The 22,456-nt window shown below is 66.0% G+C and carries 24 protein-coding genes; 3 read left to right on the top strand and 21 right to left on the bottom strand.

Annotated elements, in window-relative coordinates; all coding sequences use genetic code 11:
• Positions 1 to 90: 90 nt before the first annotated feature.
• From ACODTA_RS26055 to ACODTA_RS26140, 18 genes are all read right to left on the bottom strand, one after another.
• On the bottom strand, positions 91 to 987 hold the full coding sequence (locus tag ACODTA_RS26055; protein WP_489070074.1) for a peptidylprolyl isomerase: 897 nt from the start codon (positions 985 to 987) through the stop codon (positions 91 to 93).
• 150 nt (positions 988 to 1,137) lie between these two features.
• Entirely contained in the window at positions 1,138 to 2,466 is a 1,329-nt protein-coding gene (locus ACODTA_RS26060) for a metal-dependent hydrolase family protein (RefSeq protein ID WP_489070076.1), read from the bottom strand.
• A 28-nt stretch (positions 2,467 to 2,494) separates the two neighbouring features.
• The gene (locus ACODTA_RS26065) at positions 2,495 to 3,241 is read right to left on the bottom strand and encodes an SDR family NAD(P)-dependent oxidoreductase (protein WP_489070078.1); all 747 of its coding nucleotides are present in this window, start codon (positions 3,239 to 3,241) and stop codon (positions 2,495 to 2,497) included.
• A 9-nt stretch (positions 3,242 to 3,250) separates the two neighbouring features.
• On the bottom strand, positions 3,251 to 4,624 hold the full coding sequence (locus ACODTA_RS26070) for a PQQ-dependent sugar dehydrogenase (RefSeq protein WP_489070080.1): 1,374 nt from the start codon (positions 4,622 to 4,624) through the stop codon (positions 3,251 to 3,253).
• Positions 4,625 to 4,688: 64 nt separating this feature from the next.
• On the bottom strand, positions 4,689 to 5,345 hold the full coding sequence (locus ACODTA_RS26075) for a hypothetical protein (protein ID WP_489070082.1): 657 nt from the start codon (positions 5,343 to 5,345) through the stop codon (positions 4,689 to 4,691).
• Between the two features lie 36 nt (positions 5,346 to 5,381).
• Entirely contained in the window at positions 5,382 to 6,284 is a 903-nt protein-coding gene (locus ACODTA_RS26080; protein WP_489070084.1) for a hemolysin family protein, read from the bottom strand.
• A 12-nt stretch (positions 6,285 to 6,296) separates the two neighbouring features.
• Positions 6,297 to 6,800, bottom strand: a complete 504-nt coding sequence (ybeY, locus tag ACODTA_RS26085; protein WP_489070086.1) for an rRNA maturation RNase YbeY — start codon at positions 6,798 to 6,800, stop codon at positions 6,297 to 6,299.
• The gene (locus ACODTA_RS26090) at positions 6,800 to 7,795 is read right to left on the bottom strand and encodes a PhoH family protein (RefSeq protein WP_489070088.1); all 996 of its coding nucleotides are present in this window, start codon (positions 7,793 to 7,795) and stop codon (positions 6,800 to 6,802) included. The genes ybeY and ACODTA_RS26090 overlap by 1 nt, the downstream gene beginning before the upstream one ends.
• Positions 7,796 to 7,931: 136 nt before the next feature.
• Positions 7,932 to 9,263 carry a tRNA (N6-isopentenyl adenosine(37)-C2)-methylthiotransferase MiaB gene (miaB, locus tag ACODTA_RS26095; RefSeq protein WP_489070090.1) on the bottom strand — a complete coding sequence of 444 codons (1,332 nt, stop codon included), beginning with the start codon at positions 9,261 to 9,263 and terminating at the stop codon, positions 7,932 to 7,934.
• A 23-nt stretch (positions 9,264 to 9,286) separates the two neighbouring features.
• On the bottom strand, positions 9,287 to 10,048 hold the full coding sequence (locus tag ACODTA_RS26100; RefSeq protein WP_489070092.1) for a lysophospholipid acyltransferase family protein: 762 nt from the start codon (positions 10,046 to 10,048) through the stop codon (positions 9,287 to 9,289).
• Positions 10,020 to 10,442 (bottom strand): Fur family transcriptional regulator, encoded by a 423-nt coding sequence (locus ACODTA_RS26105; protein WP_489070094.1) that lies wholly within the window; start codon positions 10,440 to 10,442, stop codon positions 10,020 to 10,022. The genes ACODTA_RS26100 and ACODTA_RS26105 overlap by 29 nt, the downstream gene beginning before the upstream one ends.
• Positions 10,443 to 10,567: 125 nt before the next feature.
• On the bottom strand, positions 10,568 to 10,981 hold the full coding sequence (locus tag ACODTA_RS26110; protein WP_489070096.1) for a Ros/MucR family transcriptional regulator: 414 nt from the start codon (positions 10,979 to 10,981) through the stop codon (positions 10,568 to 10,570).
• A gap of 104 nt (positions 10,982 to 11,085) precedes the next feature.
• Positions 11,086 to 11,565 carry a ribosomal protein S18-alanine N-acetyltransferase gene (gene rimI, locus ACODTA_RS26115; RefSeq protein ID WP_489070098.1) on the bottom strand — a complete coding sequence of 160 codons (480 nt, stop codon included), beginning with the start codon at positions 11,563 to 11,565 and terminating at the stop codon, positions 11,086 to 11,088.
• Between the two features lie 2 nt (positions 11,566 to 11,567).
• Positions 11,568 to 12,179: a tRNA (adenosine(37)-N6)-threonylcarbamoyltransferase complex dimerization subunit type 1 TsaB gene (gene tsaB, locus ACODTA_RS26120; protein ID WP_489070100.1), complete on the bottom strand. Its 612-nt coding sequence runs from the start codon at positions 12,177 to 12,179 to the stop codon at positions 11,568 to 11,570.
• Positions 12,180 to 12,195: 16 nt separating this feature from the next.
• Entirely contained in the window at positions 12,196 to 12,789 is a 594-nt protein-coding gene (locus ACODTA_RS26125; protein WP_489070102.1) for a malonic semialdehyde reductase, read from the bottom strand.
• A 41-nt stretch (positions 12,790 to 12,830) separates the two neighbouring features.
• Positions 12,831 to 13,403: a NifU family protein gene (locus ACODTA_RS26130; protein ID WP_489070104.1), complete on the bottom strand. Its 573-nt coding sequence runs from the start codon at positions 13,401 to 13,403 to the stop codon at positions 12,831 to 12,833.
• Positions 13,404 to 13,450: 47 nt separating this feature from the next.
• Positions 13,451 to 14,152 (bottom strand): glutamine amidotransferase, encoded by a 702-nt coding sequence (locus ACODTA_RS26135; protein WP_489070106.1) that lies wholly within the window; start codon positions 14,150 to 14,152, stop codon positions 13,451 to 13,453.
• 25 nt (positions 14,153 to 14,177) lie between these two features.
• Positions 14,178 to 15,479, bottom strand: coding sequence for a M20/M25/M40 family metallo-hydrolase (locus ACODTA_RS26140; RefSeq protein WP_489070192.1), 1,302 nt, complete (start codon positions 15,477 to 15,479; stop codon positions 14,178 to 14,180).
• 349 nt (positions 15,480 to 15,828) lie between these two features.
• Between ACODTA_RS26140 and ACODTA_RS26145 the strand changes: the two genes are divergently transcribed.
• From ACODTA_RS26145 to ACODTA_RS26155, 3 genes are all read left to right on the top strand, one after another.
• Positions 15,829 to 16,272, top strand: coding sequence for a hypothetical protein (locus ACODTA_RS26145; RefSeq protein WP_489070108.1), 444 nt, complete (start codon positions 15,829 to 15,831; stop codon positions 16,270 to 16,272).
• Positions 16,273 to 16,501: 229 nt separating this feature from the next.
• Positions 16,502 to 17,836, top strand: a complete 1,335-nt coding sequence (locus ACODTA_RS26150) for a DEAD/DEAH box helicase (protein WP_489070110.1) — start codon at positions 16,502 to 16,504, stop codon at positions 17,834 to 17,836.
• 88 nt (positions 17,837 to 17,924) lie between these two features.
• Positions 17,925 to 20,852, top strand: coding sequence for a M16 family metallopeptidase (locus ACODTA_RS26155; protein ID WP_489070112.1), 2,928 nt, complete (start codon positions 17,925 to 17,927; stop codon positions 20,850 to 20,852).
• A 64-nt stretch (positions 20,853 to 20,916) separates the two neighbouring features.
• Here the strand turns inward: ACODTA_RS26155 and ACODTA_RS26160 are convergent, their stop codons facing one another.
• Genes ACODTA_RS26160 through ACODTA_RS26170 form a run of 3 tightly spaced genes read right to left on the bottom strand, consistent with a single transcriptional unit; the run spans position 20,917 to position 22,394 of the window.
• The gene (locus ACODTA_RS26160) at positions 20,917 to 21,330 is read right to left on the bottom strand and encodes a GFA family protein (RefSeq protein WP_489070114.1); all 414 of its coding nucleotides are present in this window, start codon (positions 21,328 to 21,330) and stop codon (positions 20,917 to 20,919) included.
• A gap of 10 nt (positions 21,331 to 21,340) precedes the next feature.
• Entirely contained in the window at positions 21,341 to 21,949 is a 609-nt protein-coding gene (locus ACODTA_RS26165; protein WP_489070116.1) for a hypothetical protein, read from the bottom strand.
• Positions 21,950 to 21,998: 49 nt separating this feature from the next.
• Entirely contained in the window at positions 21,999 to 22,394 is a 396-nt protein-coding gene (locus ACODTA_RS26170) for a nuclear transport factor 2 family protein (RefSeq protein ID WP_489070118.1), read from the bottom strand.
• Positions 22,395 to 22,456 lie beyond the last annotated feature (62 nt).

Raw genomic sequence — 22,456 nt, forward strand, 5'->3', positions numbered from 1 at the left:
GCTTGAGGCCGGGCAGGTTCCCGCCCGGCCTCAGGTCTTCCATCTCGGCCGCTCCGGCTTATGCCGGGGCGGCCTTTTTTTTGTTTTGTATTATGGCCTGCGCCGGATCGGCACGGGGATGTTGCACACATCGGCACCGCCCGCCGGCACGTTGAAGAACGGATCGCGACGGTTCGCGCGCGCCTCGCGATAGGCGGCGAAGCTCTTGCCGGCCAGATATTGGTGCGTCGATCGCGCGCCTGGATCGGCCTCGGCCATCGGCCTGATGCTGTCGATGGGGATGCGCTGGCGCGGGTCGTCGTAGAAGCCGAGCTGGGCGGTGCCGCGCGGGCGCGAGGACAGATATTCCATGCCTTCGATCACGCGGCCGACCAGCGCGATGTTGCGATCGAGGTGGCGCGGCGCCTGGCCGATCACCGCGTAGAGTTCCGCGCCGGATCCGGTATCGGGCGCCATGTTCCGGCCGACGCCGACCATCGCATAGCAATGGGCCAGCCAGATCTTGCCGCGTCCGTCGCCGCCCACCGGCCAGCCGCCCGCGAAGCCGGTGCGCTTCGCATAGGGATCGGGCCATGGAATCCATTCGGGTTCCAGTCCCGTTTCGGCGCGCAGATATTCCTCGGGCGGTTTCGCGGTCACGTCGGCGGGCAGCGGTTTGCGTTCGGTGGGATCGCCCCATTGCACGACATAATTGTCCTGCACCCGGTTGATCGAGGTGCCGTCCCACCAGCGCTGGGCCGCGAGCTTGCGGATATTGTCGATATGGACGGGCGCGTAATCGGGCGCGAGCTGGATGACGACGCGCCCGCCGCCGGCCACGTTCATCAGCAGCAGGTCGCTTTCCGGGATGTCGCGCCAATCCGATGCAGGCGCTGCCTGGGTGATCTCGGTCGGCGCGAGCGCGGGCGCCTGGCGCTGCGCCACGGCATAGATGCCGATCGGCGCGGCGCCGGCCACCAGCAGCGAAAGCAGGATCGTTCTCGTCATCGATATCCTGGCCAAGGGGATTTTCTGGGATCACCTGCCCGTCTGGACTTCCCTGCGGGCAGAGAGAATCCAGACGCATTCCGGAACGCGAACCCGGTCGAGACTAGAGCGGATTTCGACGGAGTCGATACCCATAAGAGCATCGGGCCCTTACTCGGCGGGAAAGACGCTGCGCTTGCCGCCCGCCTTGTGGATGACGCCCTGGCGCATCACGAACTCGACCCGCTCCATCGCATGGACATCATCGAGCGGATTGCCCGGAACCGCGACGATATCGGCGTCCTTGCCCGGCTCGATCGAGCCGATGCTGTCGCCACGGCCGAGCAGTGCCGCGGCATCGATCGTCGCGGCGCGCAACGTAGCGGCGGGCGTCATGCCCACGTCTGTCATCAACGCGAATTCGCGGCCGTTGATGCCGTGGCGCCCCACACCCGAATCGGTGCCGAAGACGATACGGACACCGCCACGCACCGCACGGCGATGGCTTTCCTTGACGACGCGCGCGACTTCCTCCGCCTTGGCGGCTGACGCGGCGGGCCGCTCGCCGCTGCGCGATTGTTCGAGGACCGACTGGAAAGCGAGCATCGTCGGCACCAGTGCCGCGCCGGTCTGCTTGAACAGGCGCACCGTCTCGTCGTCGATGAAGGATCCATGCTCGATCGAATCGACGCCCGCCCGCAGCGCCGCGTCGATCCCGTCCTTGCCATGGGCATGCGCGGTCACCTTGCGGCCGAATGCATGGGCGGTGTCGACGATCGCTTTCATCTCCTCGTCGGTCATCTGCTTGCCCAGGCCGCCGGCGATATTGCTGCCGACGCCGCCCGACGCCGCGAACTTGATCGTCAGCGCACCCGTGAAGATCTGTTCGCGCACCGCCCGTCGGCAATCGTCGGGTCCGTTGCACAGCGCTGGATCATTGGCGCGCTCGGCTGCCGCGAATTCGCGCTTCAGGCCGTTGGCGTCACCATGGCCGGCCGTCACCGAGACCATGCCGCCGGCATTGACGATCGTTGGCCCCTCCAGGTCGCCGCGCGCGATCGCGTCGCGCAGCGCGCGGATGCCGCGCGGCTCGCCGCCCAGGTCGCGCACCGTGGTGAAACCGGCATCGAGCGTGCGTCGCGCATTGACGGCGGCGGTCGCGAACTGATCCTCCAGGTCGCGGCTCGGCATCTCCAGTCGGGATTTGAGCGGTTCGCCGGTCGAATAGAAATGGACATGCATGTCGATCAGACCGGGCAGCACGAAGCGATCGCGCAGATCGACCAGCGCCGCGCCGGCGGGTGGCGCTTCGAAACCATTGCGGAGCTCCGCGATCTTGCCGTCTCGCACGATGATGGTGGTCTGGCCCCGGGGCTTCTCGCCGGGCCGATCGAGCACCGCGCCGGCATGGATATAGGTCATCTTGGGCTGGGCGGTTTGCGCCGCCGCGCCGCCGGCCATCGCCATCGCGGCGAGCGCGCCGATCAGACAGGCTTTCATGTCTTTCCCCTTATTGTCGACTTTATTCCTACCAGGTCTCCCCATAGGGCCGGATCTCCTGCTCGAAGGTCCAGGCGCTGCGGGGCTGGCAAAAGAGCTGCCAATAGGCGTCTGCGATCGCGGCGGGCGGCATCAGCCGGTCGGGATGCATTTTTTCGATCGCTTCGCCGCCTTCGCGTTGCTCGATCATCTGGCGAACCCATTGGGTATCGACGCCGGCATCGATGATCAGATGCGCGACATGCAGCCCGGCGGGCCACAATTCGCGCGCCATCGACTGGGCGAGGGCGCGCAGCCCGAACTTGGCGGATGCGAACGCGGCATAGCCCTTGCCGCCGCGCAGCCCGGCGGTGGCGCCGGTGAAGAAGATCTTGCCTTGTCCGCGCGGCAGCATGATGCGCGTGGCCTCGCGCCCGGCGACAAATCCCGCGAAGCACGCCATTTCCCAGACCTTGCGAAACACCCGATCGGTGGTTTCGAGGATCGGGAAATTGACGTTGGCGCCGACGTTGAAGATGACGAGCGCCAGCGGCGCGCGGGCATCGGCGTCGTCGAGAAAGGCGGTGACCTCCTCCGGCACGCGTGCGTCGAGGGAGCGCGTTTCGATACACCCGCCGGCGGCGGCGATCTCCTCCGCCAGCGGCTTCAGCTTGTCGCCGTTGCGGCGCCCGGCGAAGACGATGAAGCCTTTGTCCGCGAACTTTCGCGCGATCGCGCTGCCGATATGGTCTCCGGCACCGATAATCGCGACGGTCGCGTCAGGCCGGGTCGCCATGCCGGCCTCTCAGGAACCGGAGGCGCGCGGCGCTGCACCAGCCGGGGCGGCGGGCGCGGCGCCGGGGGCGCTGACCCGCCAGATGACGTTGCCGACATCGTCGGCGACGAGCAGGGCGCCGGTGCGATCCTTGATCACACCGACCGGACGGCCGCGTGCCTCGTCACCCACCAGGAAGCCGGTCAGGAAGTCCTGCGGCTTCGCATAGGGCAGCGGATAGCCGTTGGGGCCGAACGGCACCCAGACCACCTTATAGCCCGATGCCGGTTTACGGTTCCACGATCCGTGCAGGCCGATAAATGCCCCGTTCGCATAGGCCGGGCCGAGATTGGCGCCGTCGGCGAAGGCGAGGCCGAGCGCCGCCACATGCGGGCCGAGCGCGAAATCGGGGCGCTTCACATATTCCAGCCGGTCGGGCCGGTAGGGCTCGACGCGGTTGTCCTGGTAACCGCCCCAATAGCTGTTGGGCCAGCCATAGTCGGCGCCGAACTCGACGCAGGTCATGTAATCCGGAACGAGATCGCCGCCCAGCATGTCGCGTTCGTTGACCGTGGTCCACAGGCAGCCGGTCTTGGGTTCGTAAGCCAGGCCATTGGGATTGCGCAGGCCGGTCGCATAGATGCGGAAGCTCTTCTTGGCGGGATCGACCTCGAGCACGGCGGCGCGGTTCACCTCCTTGTCCATCCCGTTCTCGCCGATATTGCTGGCGGAACCGACGGTGACATAGAGCAGCTTGCCGTCGGGGCTCGCGATCACGTTGCGCGCCCAGTGGCCGTCGCCTCCCGGTATATCGACCACCTTGGTGCCCTTGGCGGTGATCTTCGTCTGGCCGGTTTCGTAGGGGAAGGCCATCAGGGAGTTGGTATTGGCGACGTAGAGCGTGTTGCCCACCAGCGCCATGCCGAAGGGCGAATTGAGCCCTTCGAGGAAGACGGTGCGCTGGTCGACCTTGCCGTCGCCATCGCCATCGCGCAGCAGGGTGATGCGGTTGGCGGAGGGCACGCCCGCGCCCGCGCGACCCATCAGCGTGCGCATGATCCAGTTCTTGATGCCGCCGGTTTCACGCGGTGGCGAATTGGTTTCGGCGACCAGTATGTCGCCATTGGGCAGCAGATACAGCCAGCGCGGATGATCGAGTTTGTCCGCGAATGCCGCGACGTTCAGCCCCTTGGGTGCATCGGGCTTGGCGCCGTTCGGCCAGCCGACCGGATCGGCGATGTTGACGGTTGGCAGCTTTTCGGGGCGCGGCGACGAGATTGTGGGTTTCGCCCCCGTCACCTCTTCGACAGAGAGCAAGGCCGGCTTGCCGCGCGACACGAAGTAGAATGCCGCCGCGAATCCCAGCAGCAGCAGGACGAGGATGATCAGGATGGGCTTTTTCATGTGCGGACCATATGCCTGCGGCATTGCGGGTCAAGGGGCGTCGCGTGCCTCTTGTATCCCATGATCACGGCTTCAGGTAACGGGTCACGCAGGCGTCCATCACCATGGTCGGCGGGCCGGCTTGCGCGCCCAGCGCAAGCCCGCGAACCGCACGCCCCGCCAGTTCGGCGAGATTGGGTTCGCCGCCCGCCCGGATCTCTTCGGAGATCCGCGTGTCGAGCGTTTCGTTGAGCCGGGCATAGGCGCTACCCTTGTCGTCCCGGCGTACGCCGCTCGCCTGGTAGATCTGGACAAGTGCGTTGGCGAGCGCAAAGCACATCATGCGGGTATCGGCGCTGTCGGCTGGCAATGCCTTGAACGCCGCCGGCAACGTCTCCGGATAAGCCTTGGCGCAGGGTTCGGCATAGTCGGCCGCGTTCTTCCGTTCGGCGATCGAGGCCAGCAGCGCCTGCCCGCGCTCGGCGAGCGCCTTGGCCTTGGTCGGCTGAGCGATGCCGTTGGTCGATGCGCCGAGCAGCAGGAAATGCGCGGCTTCATTGACCTGGACGACGGTGAGCGACGTGTTCTTGTCGCTCGCGCCGAACTGGGTGAGCTTGGCGGCATAGCAGGCTGCCGCGCGTTCGTCGGGATCGGTCGGCAGGGTCAGCGCAGGCTTGCTGCCACAGGCTGCCAGCAGAGCGCTCAAGAGGAGGGCGGTTGCCGGATATCGGATGATCCCCATGGTTGAACTCCCCTTGTTCCTGTCGCTCCGATCGCGTCAGATATCGTCCACCGCGATCGGTTCCGGCGGCGGTTGCAGGCGAACGCGCAGCACGCGGCGCTCATCGCCTTCGGTCACCTCGATCGTCCAGCCGCTGACATGCTCGACGTTTTCGCCGGGCTGCGGCACATGGCCGGCAAGCACCACCGCCAGGCCGCCGATCGTGTCGACATCCTCCTCCACCTCGGCCAGCCGTGCGTCGATCCGCTCGGCGACATCCTCCAGCTCGGCGCGCGCATCGGCGTCCCAGCTTCCGTCGCCGCGCGCGACAAGCATTTCCTCGGGTTCGTCGTCATGCTCGTCCTCGATATCGCCGACGATTTCCTCGACGAGATCCTCGATCGTGACGAGGCCTTCGGTGCCGTCATATTCGTCAAACACCACCGCCAGATGGGTGCGCGTCGTGCGCATCTCCGCCAGCAGGTCGAGCACGCCCATGGTTTCGGGCACGAAGCGCGGCTGGCGCAGCAGCGTGGTGATGTCGGCCGGCGCCTTGCGGCCCTCGGCCAGGATCACGAACACGTCCTTGATGTGGATCATGCCGATGATCTGGTCGAGATTGTCGCGATAGACGGGCACGCGGCTATGGCCGTGCTCGGCGAAGAGCGCGACCAGCTCGGCGAAGCTCGCGCTTTCGGGAATCGCGACGATATCGGCGCGGGGCACCGCGACGTCGCCCGCGTCGCGTTCGCCGAAATGGAGCAGGTTGCGCAGCATCTGGCGTTCGATCGGGGAAAGGTCGCCAGCGGCCTTGCGGCCATTGTCATCCTCATGCTCCTCGATCGCCTCCTCGATCTGGTCGCGGAGAGTCGGCTCGCTCTCGTTTCCGAAGATCAGGGACCGAAGTCCCCTCCACAATCGGCCGCTACTACTGTCGCCGTTCCCGGAATCGTCTGGCATCGCTTTTACGTGTCAGTCCCTGTTATACGGGTCCGCCAGCCCGATCGATGCGAGCGCGCGTGTCTCCAGCGCCTCCATCGCTTCGGCCTCGGCCTCGCCCTGATGGTCATAGCCTAGCAAATGGAACGTGCCATGGACAATCAGGTGCGTCGCATGGTCCGCGACCGAAATCTCCTTTTCCGTCGCCTCGCGCTCGCATACCCCGCGCGCGAGCACGATATCGCCCAGGATCGCCTCGCCATCGTCGGTGTTGGCGAGCACTTCGAGCAGATCGGGCTGGACCATCGGAAAGGAGAGAACGTTGGTCGGCTTGTCCTTGCCGCGATACTGGGCGTTGAGCTGCCGGACCTCGTCGTCGTCGGTCAGCCGAACGGTCACCTCCACGCACAGGGTGCGGGTCAACCAGTCGAGATGCGGGCTATGCTCGATCGCGAGGCGGACAGCGGCTTCGGCCAGCGTATCCCAGTCGGCGCCGTCATCCCACTCCGGCTCCGTCTGGACGGCAACGTCAAGCATCAGGAATCCGGCCCTTCATAGGCCTGGACGATCTTGCCGACGATCGGATGGCGGACGACATCGGCCGCGTTGAAGCCGATGACCGAAATGCCCTTGATGCCGGTCAGCTTGCCGACCGCGTCGGCCAGGCCCGACTTGCCGGGATCGGGCAGGTCGACCTGGCGCGGGTCGCCGCAGACGACCATGCGGCTGCCTTCGCCGAAGCGGGTCAGGAACATCTTCATCTGCGCGGGCGTGGTATTCTGCGCCTCGTCCAGGATGATGAAGGCATTGGCGAGCGTGCGGCCGCGCATGAACGCGATCGGCGCGATCTCGATCTCACCCGACGCGATGCGCCGTTCCACCTGTTCGGCGGGCAGCGTGTCGTACAGCGCGTCGTAGAGCGGGCGGAGATAGGGATCGACCTTCTCCTTCATGTCGCCGGGCAGGAAGCCCAGCCGTTCGCCCGCCTCGACAGCGGGACGCGACAGGATCAGCCGGTCGATCGATCCGGTGATGAGCTGGCTCACCGCCTGCGCCACCGCCAGATAGGTCTTGCCCGTACCCGCCGGACCGAGCGCGAAGATGATTTCGTCGCGCGCCAGTGCCTGCATATAGGTGATCTGCGTCGCCGATCGCGGCACGATCGTCTTCTTGCGCGTGCGGATCATCACGCTCGGCGGTTCGGCGACGTCGTGGCGGATGATGCCGTCGAGCGTCGGTTCGGATGACATCGCGATCACCGCCTCGACCATGCCGGCGTCGACATCCTCACCATGGACGATGCGATTGTAGAGGCCGGTGAGCACGTCGCGCGCGCGGGCGGCGGCGGCGGCTTCGCCCTCGATCTGCAGCTTGTTTCCGCGTGCGGCGATATAGACGCCGAGCCGGTTCTCGATGGCGACCAGATTCTGGTCATATTCGCCGAACAGTCGGCCGAGGAGCTGGGGTTTTTCAAAAACGATCTCGAGACGCGAGCGATCGCCGACCTGGGCTTGCACTGGCTTGCGCGACATAAGCCTCCTTGAACGCCGTCTGCGGGCGCGGCGCCCGCGACGGACATCGCTACAATGGTCCGGTGACGCGATTGTGTCCATCGCTGCCGGCGCGATCACGCAAATTTACGGCCGCTGTCGCACAAAGGGCACAATGTCAGGCGGCGCGGCGTTCCATGGCGATGCCGATGAGGCTGTTCGGTCCGGCGGAGGCGATCTCGACCGGCAGCAACGATCCGGCTTCGGGCCCGTTCTCGACGATCACCGATTGCAGCCGGGGCGATTTGCCGAGCTTCTGGCCGGGGCGCTTGCCGTCGCGCTCGATCAATATCTCGGTGATGCGGCCGACGCTCGCCAGGTTGAAGCGATGCTGCTGCTCGTTGAGCAGCGCCTGGAGCGCCTGAAGCCGCTCGTCCATCAGTCGCGGCGCGATCTGGGCATCCATGGTCGCAGCCGGGGTGCCGGGGCGCGGCGAATATTTGAAGGAATAGGCCATCGCATAATCGACGTCGCGGACGATCTGCAGCGTCGCTTCGAAATCGGCGTCGGTTTCGCCGGGGAAGCCGACGATGAAATCGCCGGAGACCGCGATATCGGGGCGGACGGCGCGCACGCGTTCGATGAGCTTCAGATAGCTCGCGGTCGAATGGCTGCGGTTCATCGCCTTGAGGATCGCATCGCTGCCCGATTGCACGGGCAGATGGAGAAAGGGCATCAGCGCGTCGATGTCGCGGTGCGCGGCGATCAGCCCGTCGGTCATGTCGTTGGGATGGCTGGTGGTGTAGCGGATCCGCGCAATGCCGGGGATCAGCGCGATCGTCTCGATCAGAGTGTGGAGGCCGCGTCCCTGTTCGTCGAACCAGGCATTGACGTTCTGGCCGAGCAGGGTGATCTCGCGCGCGCCGCCATCGGCCAGCGCCTTGGCCTCATCGACGATCTGGTCCCAGGGACGGCTGATCTCGGCGCCACGCGTGTAGGGGACCACGCAATAGGTGCAGAATTTGTCGCATCCTTCCTGCACGGTCAGGAAGGCGCTCGGCCCTTGGCGCCGGGCGCGGCGCGGCAGCACGTCGAACTTCGACGCGGCGGGCATGTCGGTGTCGAGCGCATGGCCGCCGGCCGACGCACGCGAGACCAGGTCGGGCAGCCGGTGATAGGCCTGTGGGCCGACGACGATATCGACCTGCGGCGCGCGGCGGTGGATTTCGGCGCCTTCGGCCTGGGCCACGCAGCCGGCGACGGCGATCATCGGTCGCGGGCCGTTTTCGCGGCGCGCGAGCCGGCCGATGTCCGAATAGACCTTTTCCGCCGCCCGTTCGCGGATATGGCAGGTGTTGAGCACCACCAGATCGGCGCTGTCGGCATCGGCCGCGGTGAGACCCTGCGCCCCGAGCATTTCGCCCATGCGCTCGCCGTCATAGACGTTCATCTGGCAGCCGAACGACTTGACGTGGAAGGTCTTCGGCGTGGGGGTCTTGGGGTCGGTCATGGCCGCGCCTATACCGCGCCGGTTCAGGATGCGGAAGCCAGTGCCTCGGCGATGCGATGGCGGGCTTTTGCGGCGATCGCCTTGCGGTCCGCACAGGCGGCCGGGTCGAAGGGTTCGAGGAAGGTCAGCCGCGCGCCAAATCGCCCGCGTCGCTTCAGGATGCGGGCCGCGTTCTCGCCACCCGGCTCGTCGCCCACCCAGGCGATTTCAGCCATCTCATGGCCATAGTCGATCAGCACCGGCTGCACCTGCATCGCGCGCGGCGGCGGCGAAAGCACCGCGAGCAACGATGCCTTGAACGGCAGGATGCCGTCGCCGTCGCCAGTGGTGCCTTCGGGAAAGATCGTGATCGGTTGATGCACCTCGACCGCCGCGCGCACCGCATCGACCTGTGCCGCGACGGACCGGCGATCGGTGCGCGCGACGAAGACGGTGTTGTTGAGTTTGGCCAGCCAGCCGACGACCGGCGTGCGCGCGACGTCGTCCTTGGCGACGAAGGCGGTGCCGGTCGCGCCCGCCATCACCAATATGTCCATCCAGCTCAGATGATTGGCGATGAAGAAGACGTCCTGCTTCAGCGGGCGGCCCCGGATTTCGACGGTCGCGCCGAAAATACGCGCGACGCCGCCGAGGAACAGGCGCGGCCATGGCGATACCTGGCGCGCGGCGCGCCACAGATAATGGGCGGGCAGGCAGAAGATCAGCAGCAGCGCGGCCGCCAGCAGCCGCGCGAAAAGTCGGACGGGTCCGAGCGCGTCAGCTCTTGCGATCGAGAGCGACGCCATAGAGCTCCATGCGATGGTCGACGAGGCGATAGCCGAGCTTTTCGGCGATCTGCTTCTGCAGCGCTTCCAGTTCGGGATCGACGAATTCGATCACCTTGCCGGTCTCGACATCGATCAGATGGTCGTGATGCGCTTCCGGCGCCGCTTCATAGCGGGCGCGGCCGTCGCCGAAATCGTGGCGCTCCAGGATTCCGGCCTCTTCGAACAGGCGGACGGTGCGGTAGACGGTGGCGATCGAGATGCCGGGATCGATCGCTGCCGCGCGCTCGTGCAGCTTCTCGACGTCGGGATGATCCTCGGCCTCCGAAATGACGCGGGCGATCACCCGGCGCTGTTCCGTGATCCTGAGGCCATTCTCGTGGCACAGGGCTTCAACATCGATCTTGCGGCTCATGATTCTCGCTCTTCTCGCCCCGAAGTCCCCATATGGGGAACCCTAGCCGCTTTTGAAGGAGTGGAAAAGGGCGGCGGCGGAAAGGGATTGCCGCCGCCCGTTTTAAGGCTGGTTCAGGCTGTCTCTCAGCGCTTGCGGCGCTTCGTGCCCAGGCCGATCTTCTTGGCGAGCGAGCGGCGCTGCTCGGCATAGTTGGGGGCGACCATCGGATAGTCCGCCGGCAGGTTCCACTTGGCGCGATACTGCTCCGGCGTCATCTGATAATGCGTCATCAGGTGGCGCTTGAGCATCTTCAGCTTCTTGCCGTCTTCCAGGCAGACGATGAAATCGGGTTTGATCGACGAGCGTACCGAAACGGCCGGCTCCTGCTTGACTTCCGGTTCGGCTTCAGGGGTGCCGAGGCCGGAAAGCGCGCCATGAACATTCTGGATGAGGAGGGGAAGATCGGAAACCGCGACGCTGTTGTTGCTGACATGCGCCGCGACGATGTCGGCTGTCAGCGTGATCAACGTTTCCGAAAGCTCGTTATGCTCGTCCATATCTCTCTCTTCTGGGTCGGATTGGCGGCGCAAGGGGGTCGCGGCGCGCGCGCTCATTAAACGCGGCACTGGCGGCTGACAATGAAGAACCGGCTTTCGCAGTATCAGATCGGCAGGCTGTAAGTATGGGCATCGAATAGATCACCATTCGTGCCGCGGTAATAATTGATGCGCTCACCGACTTTCGAAAAGCCAGCTTCTGTATAAAGCGCGATCGCGGGATTGTTCGAGCGAACCTCCAAGAACAGGCTCGTGGCACCGCGGCGTCGCGCCGCATCGGCCACGGCGGCGATCAGCCGGGCGCCAATGCCTCGGCGGCGGGCCTCGGGATGGACCGCGATCAGCAGCAATTCGGCCTCATCGACGATCGCGCGAGTCAGCGCGAAGCCGGCGGGGCGGCCGTCGAGTTCGGCGATCATCAGCCAGGTGCCGGGGCTCGCGAGGATCCCGGCGCACTGGGCTGACGTCCAGGCCTCGCCATAGGCCGGATCGAACGCGGCACGCATGATTTCCATCACCGGGGCAAGAAAGCTCGCGTCGACGCTCACCACGCGGATCGCGCCATACCCCCTGGCGTCGGTCATGCTCACGCCATCGGCTTGGCGTCGGGCGCGCGGCCGTAGATCGGCACGGCCGCCAGCGCCCGCAAGCCCGCAGGCAGATCGACGACGCGGGCTGCATCGAGGCCGGCGGCGATGGCCTGACCCCGTCCGCGCGCGCGGACGAGCGTCGCGGCGGCATTGCCGACGACCCGGTCGTCGGAAACGAGGCGGGCGGCATCGTCGGGAATGAGCGAGGCAAGATCGGACAGGGGCTTCATCGGCTCCTTCGCGAAGCGCTGGACGAAGAGCTGACCATGCCCGCCGTCGATGGCGACGGCAAGCGTGTCGACATCGTTCCAGTCCGCTCCCGCCGCGATCAGCGCGAGCGAGGAATAGCCGCGCACTTCGGCGCCCCAGGCCAGGCCAAGCGCGCGGGCGGCGGCAAGGCCGACGCGCACCCCGGTAAAGCTGCCCGGTCCGCAATCGACCAGGATCTCGGCGGCGCGGCCCTTGTCGGGCAGCGCCGCGATCATCGGAATCAGCCGCTCGGCATGGCCCCGGCCGACTTCCTCATGTGCATGGGCGATGACGGCGCCCTGCTCGATCAGCGCGACCGAACAGGCGCCGGTCGCGGTCTCGATCACGAGCGTGCGCATGCCGGCGGAACGGTGCTCAGGCGATCGTGTTGAACCGCTCGAAAGCGGGGCGCGGCAGGCGATCGAAGATCGTCGCCGGATCGCCATAGCCGAGCGTCGAGATGAAGTTGGACTTCACATTGGGCGTATCGGCGAAAAAGGCCTGGTCGACCGCCGAGTTGTCGAATCCCGACATCGGTCCGGTGTCGAGGCCGAGCGCGCGCGCCGCCAGAATGAAATAGGCGCCCTGGAGCGAGCTGTTGCGCAGTGCCGCGACTTCGCGCGCCGCCGGATCGGGGAACCAGTCGCGTGCCTCGGGCGCATGCGGGAACAGGTCGATCAACTGTTCGTGGAAATCGACATCCATGCCGATGATCACCGTCACCGGAGCCTTCTGGATCTTCGCGCCGTTGGTGCCGCTGGAAAGCGCGGCGAGCTTGTCCTTGGCGTCCTGGCTGACGCACCAGACCAGTCGCGCGGGCAGCATATTAGCCGATGTCGGCCCCATCTTCATCAGCTCCCAGATCTCGTGGAGCTGGCCTTCGCTCACCGGCTTTTCGAGATAGCCGTTATAGGTGCGCGCGCTGCGAAACAGCGTGTCGAGCGCATCGGACGAGAGCGGTTGGCCCATGTTTGACTTTTCCCTTGGCTGATATGTCGGATTGTGGCGGATCAGACCGCCTGGACGCCCGTGACTTCGGGCACATAATGCTTCAGCAGCGATTCGATGCCATGCTTGAGCGTCGCGGTGGATGATGGGCAGCCTGCGCAGGCACCCTGCATCTTGAGATAGACCGTGCCCTTGTCGAAGCCGCGATAGATGATGTCGCCGCCGTCATTGGCGACGGCGGGGCGAACGCGCGTGTCGATCAGTTCGCGGATCTGTGCGACGATATCGGCATCGGCGGGATCATCGGCGAACGCCTCTTCCGCCGGAACGCTGATGCCGACGGCGCTGGCAGCGTGGAATAGCGGCATTTCGGCCGAAAAGTGATCGAGCAGCACCGACAGGACCTGCGGCTTCAGATCACCCCAGCTCACGCCCGGCGCGGCGGTGACCGAGACGAAATCGCTGCCGAAAAACACGCCGACGACGTCACCGAGCGAGAACAGCGCTTCCGCGAGCGGCGACGCCTCCGCTTCTTCGGGCGAAGCGAAGTCGCGTGTGCCGGTTCCCATCACGGCGCGGCCGGGCAGGAATTTGAGCGTCGCCGGATTGGGCGTGGTTTCGGTCTCGATCAGCATGGCGCCCATGTGGGGCCGGGGGGGAGGTGGATCAAGCCAAATTTGCTTTAAGGCAGCATAGCCAGCCAGCGCGCGATCATCGCCTGGCCGGCCGTTACGCAGGCGGGGCCGAGCCGATCATAATCCACACGCAGGGTGGCGCCATCAATGCCGAGCCCGGCCAGGCTTTCCGCCGCATTGTCGATCCAGCGGTCGATACGGGGATCAAGCCCCATCTCAGCATGGAATTGCAGCGCGAGCAGCGTGTTCCCGCGCCGGAACGCCTGATGTGGATAAAGCGGGCTGGCCGCGAGCCATTCGGTGTCTTCGGGCAGATCGAAGGTGTCGCCATGCCAGTGAAGCACCGGCGTGTCGCCCAGCGCGGCGAGCGGCGTGTTCGCGCCGGCATCCGTCAGCGTGACGGGATGGAAGCCGATTTCCTGCACCGGCCCCGGATAGACGTCGGCGCCGAGCGTCGCGGCGATGATCTGCGAGCCCAGGCAGATGCCCAGCGTCGGCCGGTCGGCATCCAGCCGCCGTTGCAAACGCGCGATCTCGTGGTCGAACCAGGGATGCGCGTCACGTTCGTAAACGCCCATCGGGCCGCCCATCAGCACGACCAGATCGGGTACGGCCAGATCGATATCGGCAAAGGTCGGATCGGTCGCGTCGATGCTGTCGAGCGTATAGCCGGCCGCTTCGATCGGATCGCCGAAGCCGGCGATATCTTCATAGGAGACATGGCGGATGACGAGCGCGGTTCTGGTCATGGCGATACGGTCCTGATGGCGCGATCTAGCGCGGTTCGCGGCTGAGGCGCGTCATCAGGATCGCGGCGCGCTTCGCCTGGCGCGGGAAGCTGGACAGGTCCACGGTCTCGCCCGGGGCATGGCTGCCCGCGCCCGACGGTCCCAGTCCCACGAGCCCGGCCACGTCGTTCGCGACAAAGCCGATATCGCCGGCGCCGCGCTTCAGCGGGTCGAGCGGCTGCATCTCTTCCAGTCCTAGATCGCGGTTGATCCCGTTGAGCTTCGCGAGCAGCGCGCGGTTGCCTTCGGTCGGCGCCATCGCGGGATAGCCGCCCGGATCGAAGCTGATCTGGGCAGTCGCGTGGGCGAGCGGTCGTGCGACGATCGCCTGCATCTTGCCCTTCACGCGATCGATCTGCTCGTTGGACAGCGCCCGCAGGTCGCCGCGCGCGATCGCGGTGGCCGCGATGATATTCGATTTGCCCGCGACTGTGCCGGCGATCTTGCCTTCGTTCAGCGCAACGTCGCTGCCGCCCGCGATCAGGCCGACATTGAAGGTCAGGTTGGGCTCGGGCAATTCGGTGCGGAACGCCGTGACGATCTTCGACAGGCCATAGATCGCCCCATCGCCGACGCCAGGTGCGAAGATCGCGCTCGAATGGCCGCTCTTGGCGGTCACCGTCACGGTCCAGCTATCGCTGCTGCGCCGGGCGATCGAGCCCATGTCCTTGCCGTTTTCGATGCTGAGCCCTTCGAAATCGAGCGCGGCATCGGCGCGCTTTCCTGCCTCGATCAGGTCACGGCGAGCCACCTCGATCGGATCGCCCGCATCCTCCTCGTCTCCGGTCAGCACCACCTCGATATCGGCATCCTTGAGCGTGCCGGCGGCATGCATCGCGCGTAGCGCCATCACCATGACGACGATGCCGCCCTTGTCGTCGCCCGCGCCCGGGCCTTCGCCGATATCGCCCTTGCGCGTGAAGGCCTGGAAGGGCGAGGACGGTTCGAACACCGTATCGAGATGGCCGATCAGCAGCATCCGTTTGCCGCGGCCATTGCCCTTGTGCACCGCGATCAGATGGCCGGCGCGCTTCGTCTCGGTCATCGGCACCCAGCGCACCGCGAAACCCAGCGGCTCAAGCTCGGCGCGCATCATCTCGCCCACCTTTGTCACGCCCTCGGGATTGAGCGAGCCGGAGTTCTGATTGACCAGCTTTTCGAGCAGCGCGATCGACCGGTCCTGATCGGCGTCGACGGCGCCGGCCATCTTGCGTTCGGCGGGCGCCAGCGCGGCATGGGCGGGAAAGGAGAGAAGGGCGGCGGCGAGGGGAGCGAGGACGATCTTCATGCCGCGCTTGTGCGTGAAGAAGTGCGGGCGGGCAAGCGGCGGAGCCATCGAATCATGCGGCGATGGCATGGTTGCGGCGGTTGATGGCCTGCGGACTCGGCGCTTGGATCCGATCCTACACCGTATTGCTTCGAGCAGCGTCGAGAAGCTCTTGAGCCGGGACCTTCTCGACTGCGGTTCTCGGCAAGCTCGAACCTGCGCTCGAAGCTAACGGAAATTTGTCGAACCCTCAGCCCAGGCCACCTGCTTGTTGCTTGCGGCGATCATCCGGCGCATTCAGTCATTCCAGAACAGGGCCGCACCTGCCGATTGATCATATCGAGTCATATCGAACAAAGGGGGACGGGGCATGGGCGTTCAGGTCATCGATGGCACGTTGGACAGTATCGAACTCGGGCGCGAGGCCAAGGGCATCGCGATCTTCAAATCCGCCAGCTTCACCACCGCCGAGGGGCAGGTGAAGGTGCTGCCAAAATTCGTCGTCCCCGCGTCGCTCAAGGGCGATCTGGTGCCGGGCACCAGGGCGCGCTTCTATCATTACAAGTCGATCGATCATCAGGGCATCGTCGGCGTGCGGACGCCCGACGGCCGCGCTGCCTTTCATTTTCCGCGCAACAACGAATGGATCGCGCTGGGGGTGGTGATCATCAATATCGCCTGGCTGACGCTGATGATTGTCGCGGAGGACAGGATTCCCTTTCTCGCGGTCGGTCTGATCATATTGGGCGCGGTGCTGTGGTTCGTATCGCGCAAGAGTCACGCGGAGGCGAAAGCGTTGTTCGACGCGGGCTAGTCTCGGTCCGCCTTGCTTTCGCCACCATTGTCGACCATATGCGCCGCAGCGCACAAGGCCGGTGGACCGGCCCTGACCATATCGGCAGCGTGAACGCCCGGGTTTCCGGGGCCGGCCGAACCAGATGCGCTTTTGCCCAAGGCTTCCCTTTTCACGCGGGTCGTCATCGAACCCCGCGGTTCGTGCGCCAGCCCTGGCGCACGCCTCGCATAGATTGTGAGTTACGGATTTGACCAACTTCACCCAGCTCGGCCTTGCCGAGCCGATCCTCAAGGCGCTTGCCGCCAAGGGCTATGACAAGCCCACGCCGATCCAGACCAAGGCGATCCCGTCGCTGCTGGAAGGGCGTGACCTGTGCGGCATCGCGCAGACCGGCACCGGCAAGACCGCGGCCTTCGCGCTGCCCAGCCTCGATTATTTCCACAAGAACCCGCGCCCGACTCCGCTCGGCGGATGCCGGATGCTCGTCCTGTCGCCGACGCGCGAGCTGGCCAGCCAGATCGCCGTCTCGTTCCGCGACTATGCGCGCTTCATGCGCCTGTCGGTCGAAACCGTGTTCGGCGGCGTGCCGATCGGCAAGCAGATCCAGCGCATGCGCGCGGGCGTCGACATCCTGGTCGCAACGCCCGGCCGCCTGCTCGACCTGATCGACCAGCGCGCGCTGACGCTCAAGGATGTCGAGATCTTCGTGCTCGACGAAGCCGACCAGATGATGGACCTCGGCTTCATCGTGCCGATCAAGCGCATCGACAAGCTGTTGCCGCGCAAGCGCCAGAGCCTGTTCTTCTCCGCCACCATGCCCAAGGCGATCGCCGAACTGGGCGACCGGTTCCTGACCGATCCTGTCAAGGTGTCGGTGGCGCCGCAGTCGACCACCGCCGAGCGCGTCCGCCAGTATGTCACCTTCGTCAACCAGAAGGAGAAGCAGGCGCTGCTCACCATGACGCTCAAGAACGAGCCGATCGAGCGCGCATTGATCTTCACCCGCACCAAGCATGGCGCCGACCGTGTCGTGAAGCATCTCCACGCGGCGAATATCGGCGCGGCGGCGATCCACGGCAACAAGAGCCAGCCGCAGCGCACCGCCGCGCTCGGCGCGTTCCGCAAGGGCGAGATCAAGTTCCTGGTGGCGACCGACATCGCGGCGCGCGGCATCGACGTGCCGGGCGTCAGCCATGTCTTCAATTTCGAGCTGCCCAATGTGCCCGAACAATATGTCCATCGCATCGGGCGCACCGCGCGTGCCGGGGCGGAGGGCGTTTCGGTCAGCTTCGTCGATGGCGAGGAAAAGGGCTGGCTGCGCCAGATCGAGCGCCTGACCGGCGTCAAGCTCGACACGATTCCGCTGCCGGAGAATTTCACGGCGGAAGCGGCGCGCCTGCCCAAGCCGACCGCCGCGCCGCGTGCCGAACAGCCGCCGCGCGGCGGCCGCGGGCAGCAGCCGCGTCGTCATGACGAGCGCCGCGAGCAGCCTGCGGGCGACCGGCCGAAGCGGCCTTTCCGCCGCCGTCGCAGCGGCGTCGGCGCGCACAAGGGCGCGGTCACGAAAATGGGCGGCCGTTGATACCGCTGCGCCTCGTTCCGATGGAGCGGGGCGCACGCGGAATAATCCGTGTTGGCAAGGTTCATCTTTGACCGGTAGGATCGCGTCCATGACGTTCCAGTACCGGCGCATCGTGCGCTTCGCCGTCCTTCCCCTCATTGCCGGCCTCGGCTTCTCCACGGCGACCCTGTTCGCCCAGGATGCAGCGAAGCGCGGCGTCTCCAGCGCGGCGCCTGTCGTGCCGGCGCCACGGCCCACGCCCTGGCTTTACGTCAACAGCGACGTGCCTCAGGAAAAGGCGTGGCTGTTCGGCACGCTCGACAACGGCCTGCGTTATGCGATCCGCCGCAACGCCGTGCCGCCGGGTCAGGTTTCGATCCGCGTCCGCATCGACGCGGGATCGCTGATGGAAAACGACAGCGAGCTCGGCTTCGCGCATTTCCTCGAACATCTTTCGTTCCGTGGTTCCAAGGACGTACCGGAACTGGAGGCCAAGCGTATCTGGCAACGGCTGGGCGCGACCTTCGGATCGGACAGCAATGCGTCCACCACGCCGACCGAGACGGTCTACAAGCTCGACCTTCCCCAGGCGACCTCCGAAAGCGTCGACGAAAGCCTGCGCATCCTGGCGGGCATGATGGATTCGCCCAATATCAGCGACCAGAGCGTCAGTTCGGAACGCGCGGTGGTGCTGGCCGAACAGCGCGAGCAGTTCGGCGCGGCGGTGAAGGTGGGTGATGCGCTGCGTGCGCATTTCTTCAACGGGCAGAAGCTGGCCAAGCGTTCGCCGATCGGGACGACCGAGACGCTGACGGGCGCGACCGCCGCCGGGCTCAAGGCGTTCCACGATCGCTGGTATCGGCCGGAACGCGCGGTGGTGGTGATCTCGGGCGATCTTGATCCCGCCGCGATGGAAGCGATGGTGCGCGGTCGTTTCAGCGGCTGGAAGGGCGATGGCCCGGCGCCCGCCGACCCCGATTTCGGCAAGCCCGACATGAAGGCACCGGCTGCCGCCGCTGTGGTCGAACCGAGCTTCCCCACGATGATCCAGATGGCGGTGCTGCGTCCCTGGGAGCAGGTGGAGGACACCATCTCCTATAATGAAGGGCTGATGGTCGACGCGGTGGCGCTGCGCATCATCAATCGCCGGCTGGAAACCCGCGCGCGCGCTGGCGGCAGCTTCCTCCAGGCGCAGGTCGATCAGGAGGATGTGTCGCGTTCGGCCGACACGACGACGGTGTCGCTGGTCCCGATCGGCGACGACTGGCGCGCGGCGCTGCGCGACGTACGCGCGGTGATCGCGGAGGCGACGACGGTTCCGCCGGGCGCCGCCGATATCGAGCGCGAGGTGAGCGAGTTCGACCTCGCCCTGCTCGGCCAGGTCGAGAATGCCGGCGCGGAGCCAGGCTCCAAGCAGGCCGATGATCTCGTCCGCGCCGTCGATATCCGCGAGACGGTGACGACGCCGCAGGGTGCGCTCGATATCTTCCGTGGCGCGAAGCGGCTGTTCACCCCCGAACGCATCCGTGACGCCACCAAGCGGCTGTTCACCGGCGCCGGCCCGCGCATCCTGCTGATCACGCCCAAGACGGTGCCCAACGCGACCCAGCTCGCCAGCGCCGCGCTGTCCGAAACCGTGACCGCGTCGACGCTGGGCGCCAACGCCCGCGCCGTCACCTTCGACGACGTGCCCAAGCTCGGTACACCGGGAACGGTGGTGAGCCGGTCTTCTCTCACCCAGTTGCCGATCGAGACGGTCAAGCTCTCCAACGGCGTCAACCTGATCCTGTTTCCCAACCAGGGTGAGCCGGGCAAGGTCTATGTCTCGGTGCGCTTCGGCAATGGCTACAAGGCATTGCCCGCCAAGCGGGAGACCTTGGCCTGGTCCGGCCCGATGGCGCTGGTCGGCACCGGAATCGGCGATCTGGGGCTGGAGGAGCTCGACCGGCTGACCAACGGGCGCAAGATCAACATGGGTGTCTCGATCACCGAGGACGCGTTCGTGCTGAGCGCTGAGACGCGCGCACCCGATCTCGCGGACCAGTTGAAGCTGTTGGCGGCCAAGCTGGAAAAGCCCGGCTGGGATCCCGCGCCGATCGTTCGCGCGCGCGCGCAACTGCTCGCCAGCTACGAGATCATGAGCGCCTCGCCCGGCAATGTGCTGACGCGCGATCTCGATGCGCTGGTGCGTGGTGGCGATCCGCGCTGGACGACGCCGGACCGCAAGGAGATCGAATCGCTCACACCGGAAAGCTTCCGTGCGCTCTGGACGCCGCTGCTGGCGACCGGCCCCATCGAGGTGCAGATCTTCGGCGACTTCAAGACGGAGGATGCGGTGAATGCCGCGCTCGCGACCTTCGGGGCGATGAAGCCGCGCGGACCCGCACCGATCGAGCCCGGCAGCGAACGGACGGGCGTGCCCGTGCATGTCGCCAAGCCGGTGCTGCGCACGCATAACGGCCCGCCCGAACAGGCGGCGGCGGTGATCGCCTGGCCCACCGGCGGCGGTCTCGACACCGTCATCGAATCACGCAAGCTGGAAGTGCTGGCGGCGATCTTCAACGATCGGTTGTTCGATCAGCTTCGCAATGCCGCGGGTGCCAGCTACAGCCCCACGGTGTCGAGCCAGTGGCCGACCGGCATGGACAATGGCGGTTATATGATCGTGCTGGGGCAGTTGAAGCCCGAGGGGGTCGATCTGTTCTTCAAGCTCAGTCGCGAAATCGCGGCCGATCTGGCCGCCAAGCCTGTCGATGCCGACGAGCTGGCGCGGACATTGGGCCCGATCAAGCAATATTATGCGCGTGCAGGGACCGCCAACCAGTTCTGGCTGCGCCAGACCGCGGGCTCGTCACGCGATCCGCGCCGGATCGCCGCGATGGCGAGCCTTGCGCGCGATCTGCTGCAGATCACGCCCGAACAGATCCAGGAAACCGCGAAGCGCTATCTGGCGCCGGGCAAGGACTGGTCGATGGTGGTGCTGCCGCAGGCGGCAGCGCAAAAGGCGGCACCTGCGAAGAAGACGGCGGCGCGCTGAACTTTCTCATCGTCATTCCAGCTTTCGCCGGAATGACGATGAGGGTGTTGGGATGTTTTTCCGCCTATTGCGCCGGATAGCGCTCGAACGCCGGCAAGGTGTGGACCTCGGCCATCCAGCCGATGCGGTCGGCGGTCTGGATATGAACCTGCGCCGGAATGGCGTCGGGATCGTCATAGGTCGCGCTCTGCACGTCGACGATGCCGGGCAGGATTTCGGCATTGCGATAGAACAGCCCGGTGCCGCAGTCGCCGCAGAAGAAGCGGCGGCCATGTTCGGACGATGCATATTCGCGCGGACTGCCCTGGGTGACGGTGAGCGCGCCCTCCGGATACATGGTCCAGCCGACCATCGGCGCGCCTGACGCGCGGCGGCAATCGGTGCAGTGGCACAGGGCGTGGTGCATGGGGTCGCCGCTCAGTTCGTAGCGGACGGCCCCGCAATGGCATCCGCCGCTATTGGCACCGCTATTGGTCATGTCGCTCTCCTTATCCGGCCGACGGCATTGGCCGGGCCCGGCGCCTTTTTACCCATGCCAATATGCGCAAGCCAAGCGCCGCGGTGGCGATCGGCGCGAAGATCAGCCCTGTCATCATCCGTTCGGGATCGGCAAGCCGCCCGAGATAGCTGAAGAAGAAGATGAACCAGATATAATGGATGCCGATGGTGTGCAGCCGCTTCCACGCCGTGCCCAGCGCGCGCTGGCTCGCATCGTTGGATGTCAGCGCCATCGCCAGGATCAGCGCATAGGCCAAGCCGCCGCCGGCCAGTGTGAACAATGGCCGCTGTTCGCCGGTCAGGGTCAGGGCGTGGACGAGCGCGGCGAGATGCACGCTGTGCGCCAGCGCGAAGCCCAGGCCCCATTGCCGCCGCCGCTGGCGGATGCGCCGCGTCACCGCCGACGGAAACAGCGTGTCGAGCGCGGATGCCGAATAGGCGATCAGGAAAACCAGGAAACTCGCTCGCGCCGTCCAGCGCGCCGCGAGTTGCGATTGTTCGGTAAAGTCGGCGCCAAACAAGGCGGCGGCCGCGACCGCCATGGCCGAGGCGGCAAAAGCGATCAGGATCGGCGTGGCGCGATGCGAACGAACCGACATGGCTGGTTCCTCCCCGGGCTGTATTTTTCAGCCGGGGGAGGGTGAGGCGTCAAGCCGAGACCTGATCGATCCAGTCCTGGAGATTATAATGGTTGGTGACGCGCGTGATGCGGTTGCCGCCGATCTCGAAGAACGCGCCGACGCGCAGGTGATAATGCTGGCCGCGCGCAGCGGGCAGGTCGCTGTCGGTCTTGAGATATTTGCCCTCGAGGAAGAATTCCGCCGACGCGCGATTTCCGGCGGGGGAATAGAGGACGACCGGGTCGATCACCCGTTCCTTGTAGCAGCGGTTCATATGCTCGAGGAATTCGCGGAACTTGCCGATTCCCTCGCGCGGGGCGCCCTGGCAGGGTTCGTGGACGATCGACTCGTCGAGCAGCGACAGCATCGCTTCCACATCGCCGTGATTGAAGGCGGCATAATAGGATTCGACAATTCCGGTCATCGATCGCTCCACTTCGGCAGGTCGGGATCGTCCTATGCCATTCCCGCTTTCACGGGAATGGC

It is taken from the genome of Sphingomonas sp. FG14, assembly GCF_057809675.1.

Bases quoted from the DNA above. Each gene is read 5' to 3' on its own strand.
- ACODTA_RS26055 (WP_489070074.1), bottom strand. From the start codon at position 987: ATGACGAGAACGATCCTGCTTTCGCTGCTGGTGGCCGGCGCCGCGCCG.
- ACODTA_RS26060 (WP_489070076.1), bottom strand. From the start codon at position 2,466: ATGAAAGCCTGTCTGATCGGCGCGCTCGCCGCGATGGCGATGGCCGGC.
- ACODTA_RS26065 (WP_489070078.1), bottom strand. From the start codon at position 3,241: ATGGCGACCCGGCCTGACGCGACCGTCGCGATTATCGGTGCCGGAGAC.
- ACODTA_RS26070 (WP_489070080.1), bottom strand. From the start codon at position 4,624: ATGAAAAAGCCCATCCTGATCATCCTCGTCCTGCTGCTGCTGGGATTC.
- ACODTA_RS26075 (WP_489070082.1), bottom strand. From the start codon at position 5,345: ATGGGGATCATCCGATATCCGGCAACCGCCCTCCTCTTGAGCGCTCTG.
- ACODTA_RS26080 (WP_489070084.1), bottom strand. From the start codon at position 6,284: ATGCCAGACGATTCCGGGAACGGCGACAGTAGTAGCGGCCGATTGTGG.
- ybeY (WP_489070086.1), bottom strand. From the start codon at position 6,800: ATGCTTGACGTTGCCGTCCAGACGGAGCCGGAGTGGGATGACGGCGCC.
- ACODTA_RS26090 (WP_489070088.1), bottom strand. From the start codon at position 7,795: ATGTCGCGCAAGCCAGTGCAAGCCCAGGTCGGCGATCGCTCGCGTCTC.
- miaB (WP_489070090.1), bottom strand. From the start codon at position 9,263: ATGACCGACCCCAAGACCCCCACGCCGAAGACCTTCCACGTCAAGTCG.
- ACODTA_RS26100 (WP_489070092.1), bottom strand. From the start codon at position 10,048: ATGGCGTCGCTCTCGATCGCAAGAGCTGACGCGCTCGGACCCGTCCGA.
- ACODTA_RS26105 (WP_489070094.1), bottom strand. From the start codon at position 10,442: ATGAGCCGCAAGATCGATGTTGAAGCCCTGTGCCACGAGAATGGCCTC.
- ACODTA_RS26110 (WP_489070096.1), bottom strand. From the start codon at position 10,981: ATGGACGAGCATAACGAGCTTTCGGAAACGTTGATCACGCTGACAGCC.
- rimI (WP_489070098.1), bottom strand. From the start codon at position 11,565: ATGACCGACGCCAGGGGGTATGGCGCGATCCGCGTGGTGAGCGTCGAC.
- tsaB (WP_489070100.1), bottom strand. From the start codon at position 12,179: ATGCGCACGCTCGTGATCGAGACCGCGACCGGCGCCTGTTCGGTCGCG.
- ACODTA_RS26125 (WP_489070102.1), bottom strand. From the start codon at position 12,789: ATGGGCCAACCGCTCTCGTCCGATGCGCTCGACACGCTGTTTCGCAGC.
- ACODTA_RS26130 (WP_489070104.1), bottom strand. From the start codon at position 13,403: ATGCTGATCGAGACCGAAACCACGCCCAATCCGGCGACGCTCAAATTC.
- ACODTA_RS26135 (WP_489070106.1), bottom strand. From the start codon at position 14,152: ATGACCAGAACCGCGCTCGTCATCCGCCATGTCTCCTATGAAGATATC.
- ACODTA_RS26140 (WP_489070192.1), bottom strand. From the start codon at position 15,479: ATGAAGATCGTCCTCGCTCCCCTCGCCGCCGCCCTTCTCTCCTTTCCC.
- ACODTA_RS26145 (WP_489070108.1), top strand. From the start codon at position 15,829: ATGGGCGTTCAGGTCATCGATGGCACGTTGGACAGTATCGAACTCGGG.
- ACODTA_RS26155 (WP_489070112.1), top strand. From the start codon at position 17,925: ATGACGTTCCAGTACCGGCGCATCGTGCGCTTCGCCGTCCTTCCCCTC.
- ACODTA_RS26160 (WP_489070114.1), bottom strand. From the start codon at position 21,330: ATGACCAATAGCGGTGCCAATAGCGGCGGATGCCATTGCGGGGCCGTC.
- ACODTA_RS26165 (WP_489070116.1), bottom strand. From the start codon at position 21,949: ATGTCGGTTCGTTCGCATCGCGCCACGCCGATCCTGATCGCTTTTGCC.
- ACODTA_RS26170 (WP_489070118.1), bottom strand. From the start codon at position 22,394: ATGACCGGAATTGTCGAATCCTATTATGCCGCCTTCAATCACGGCGAT.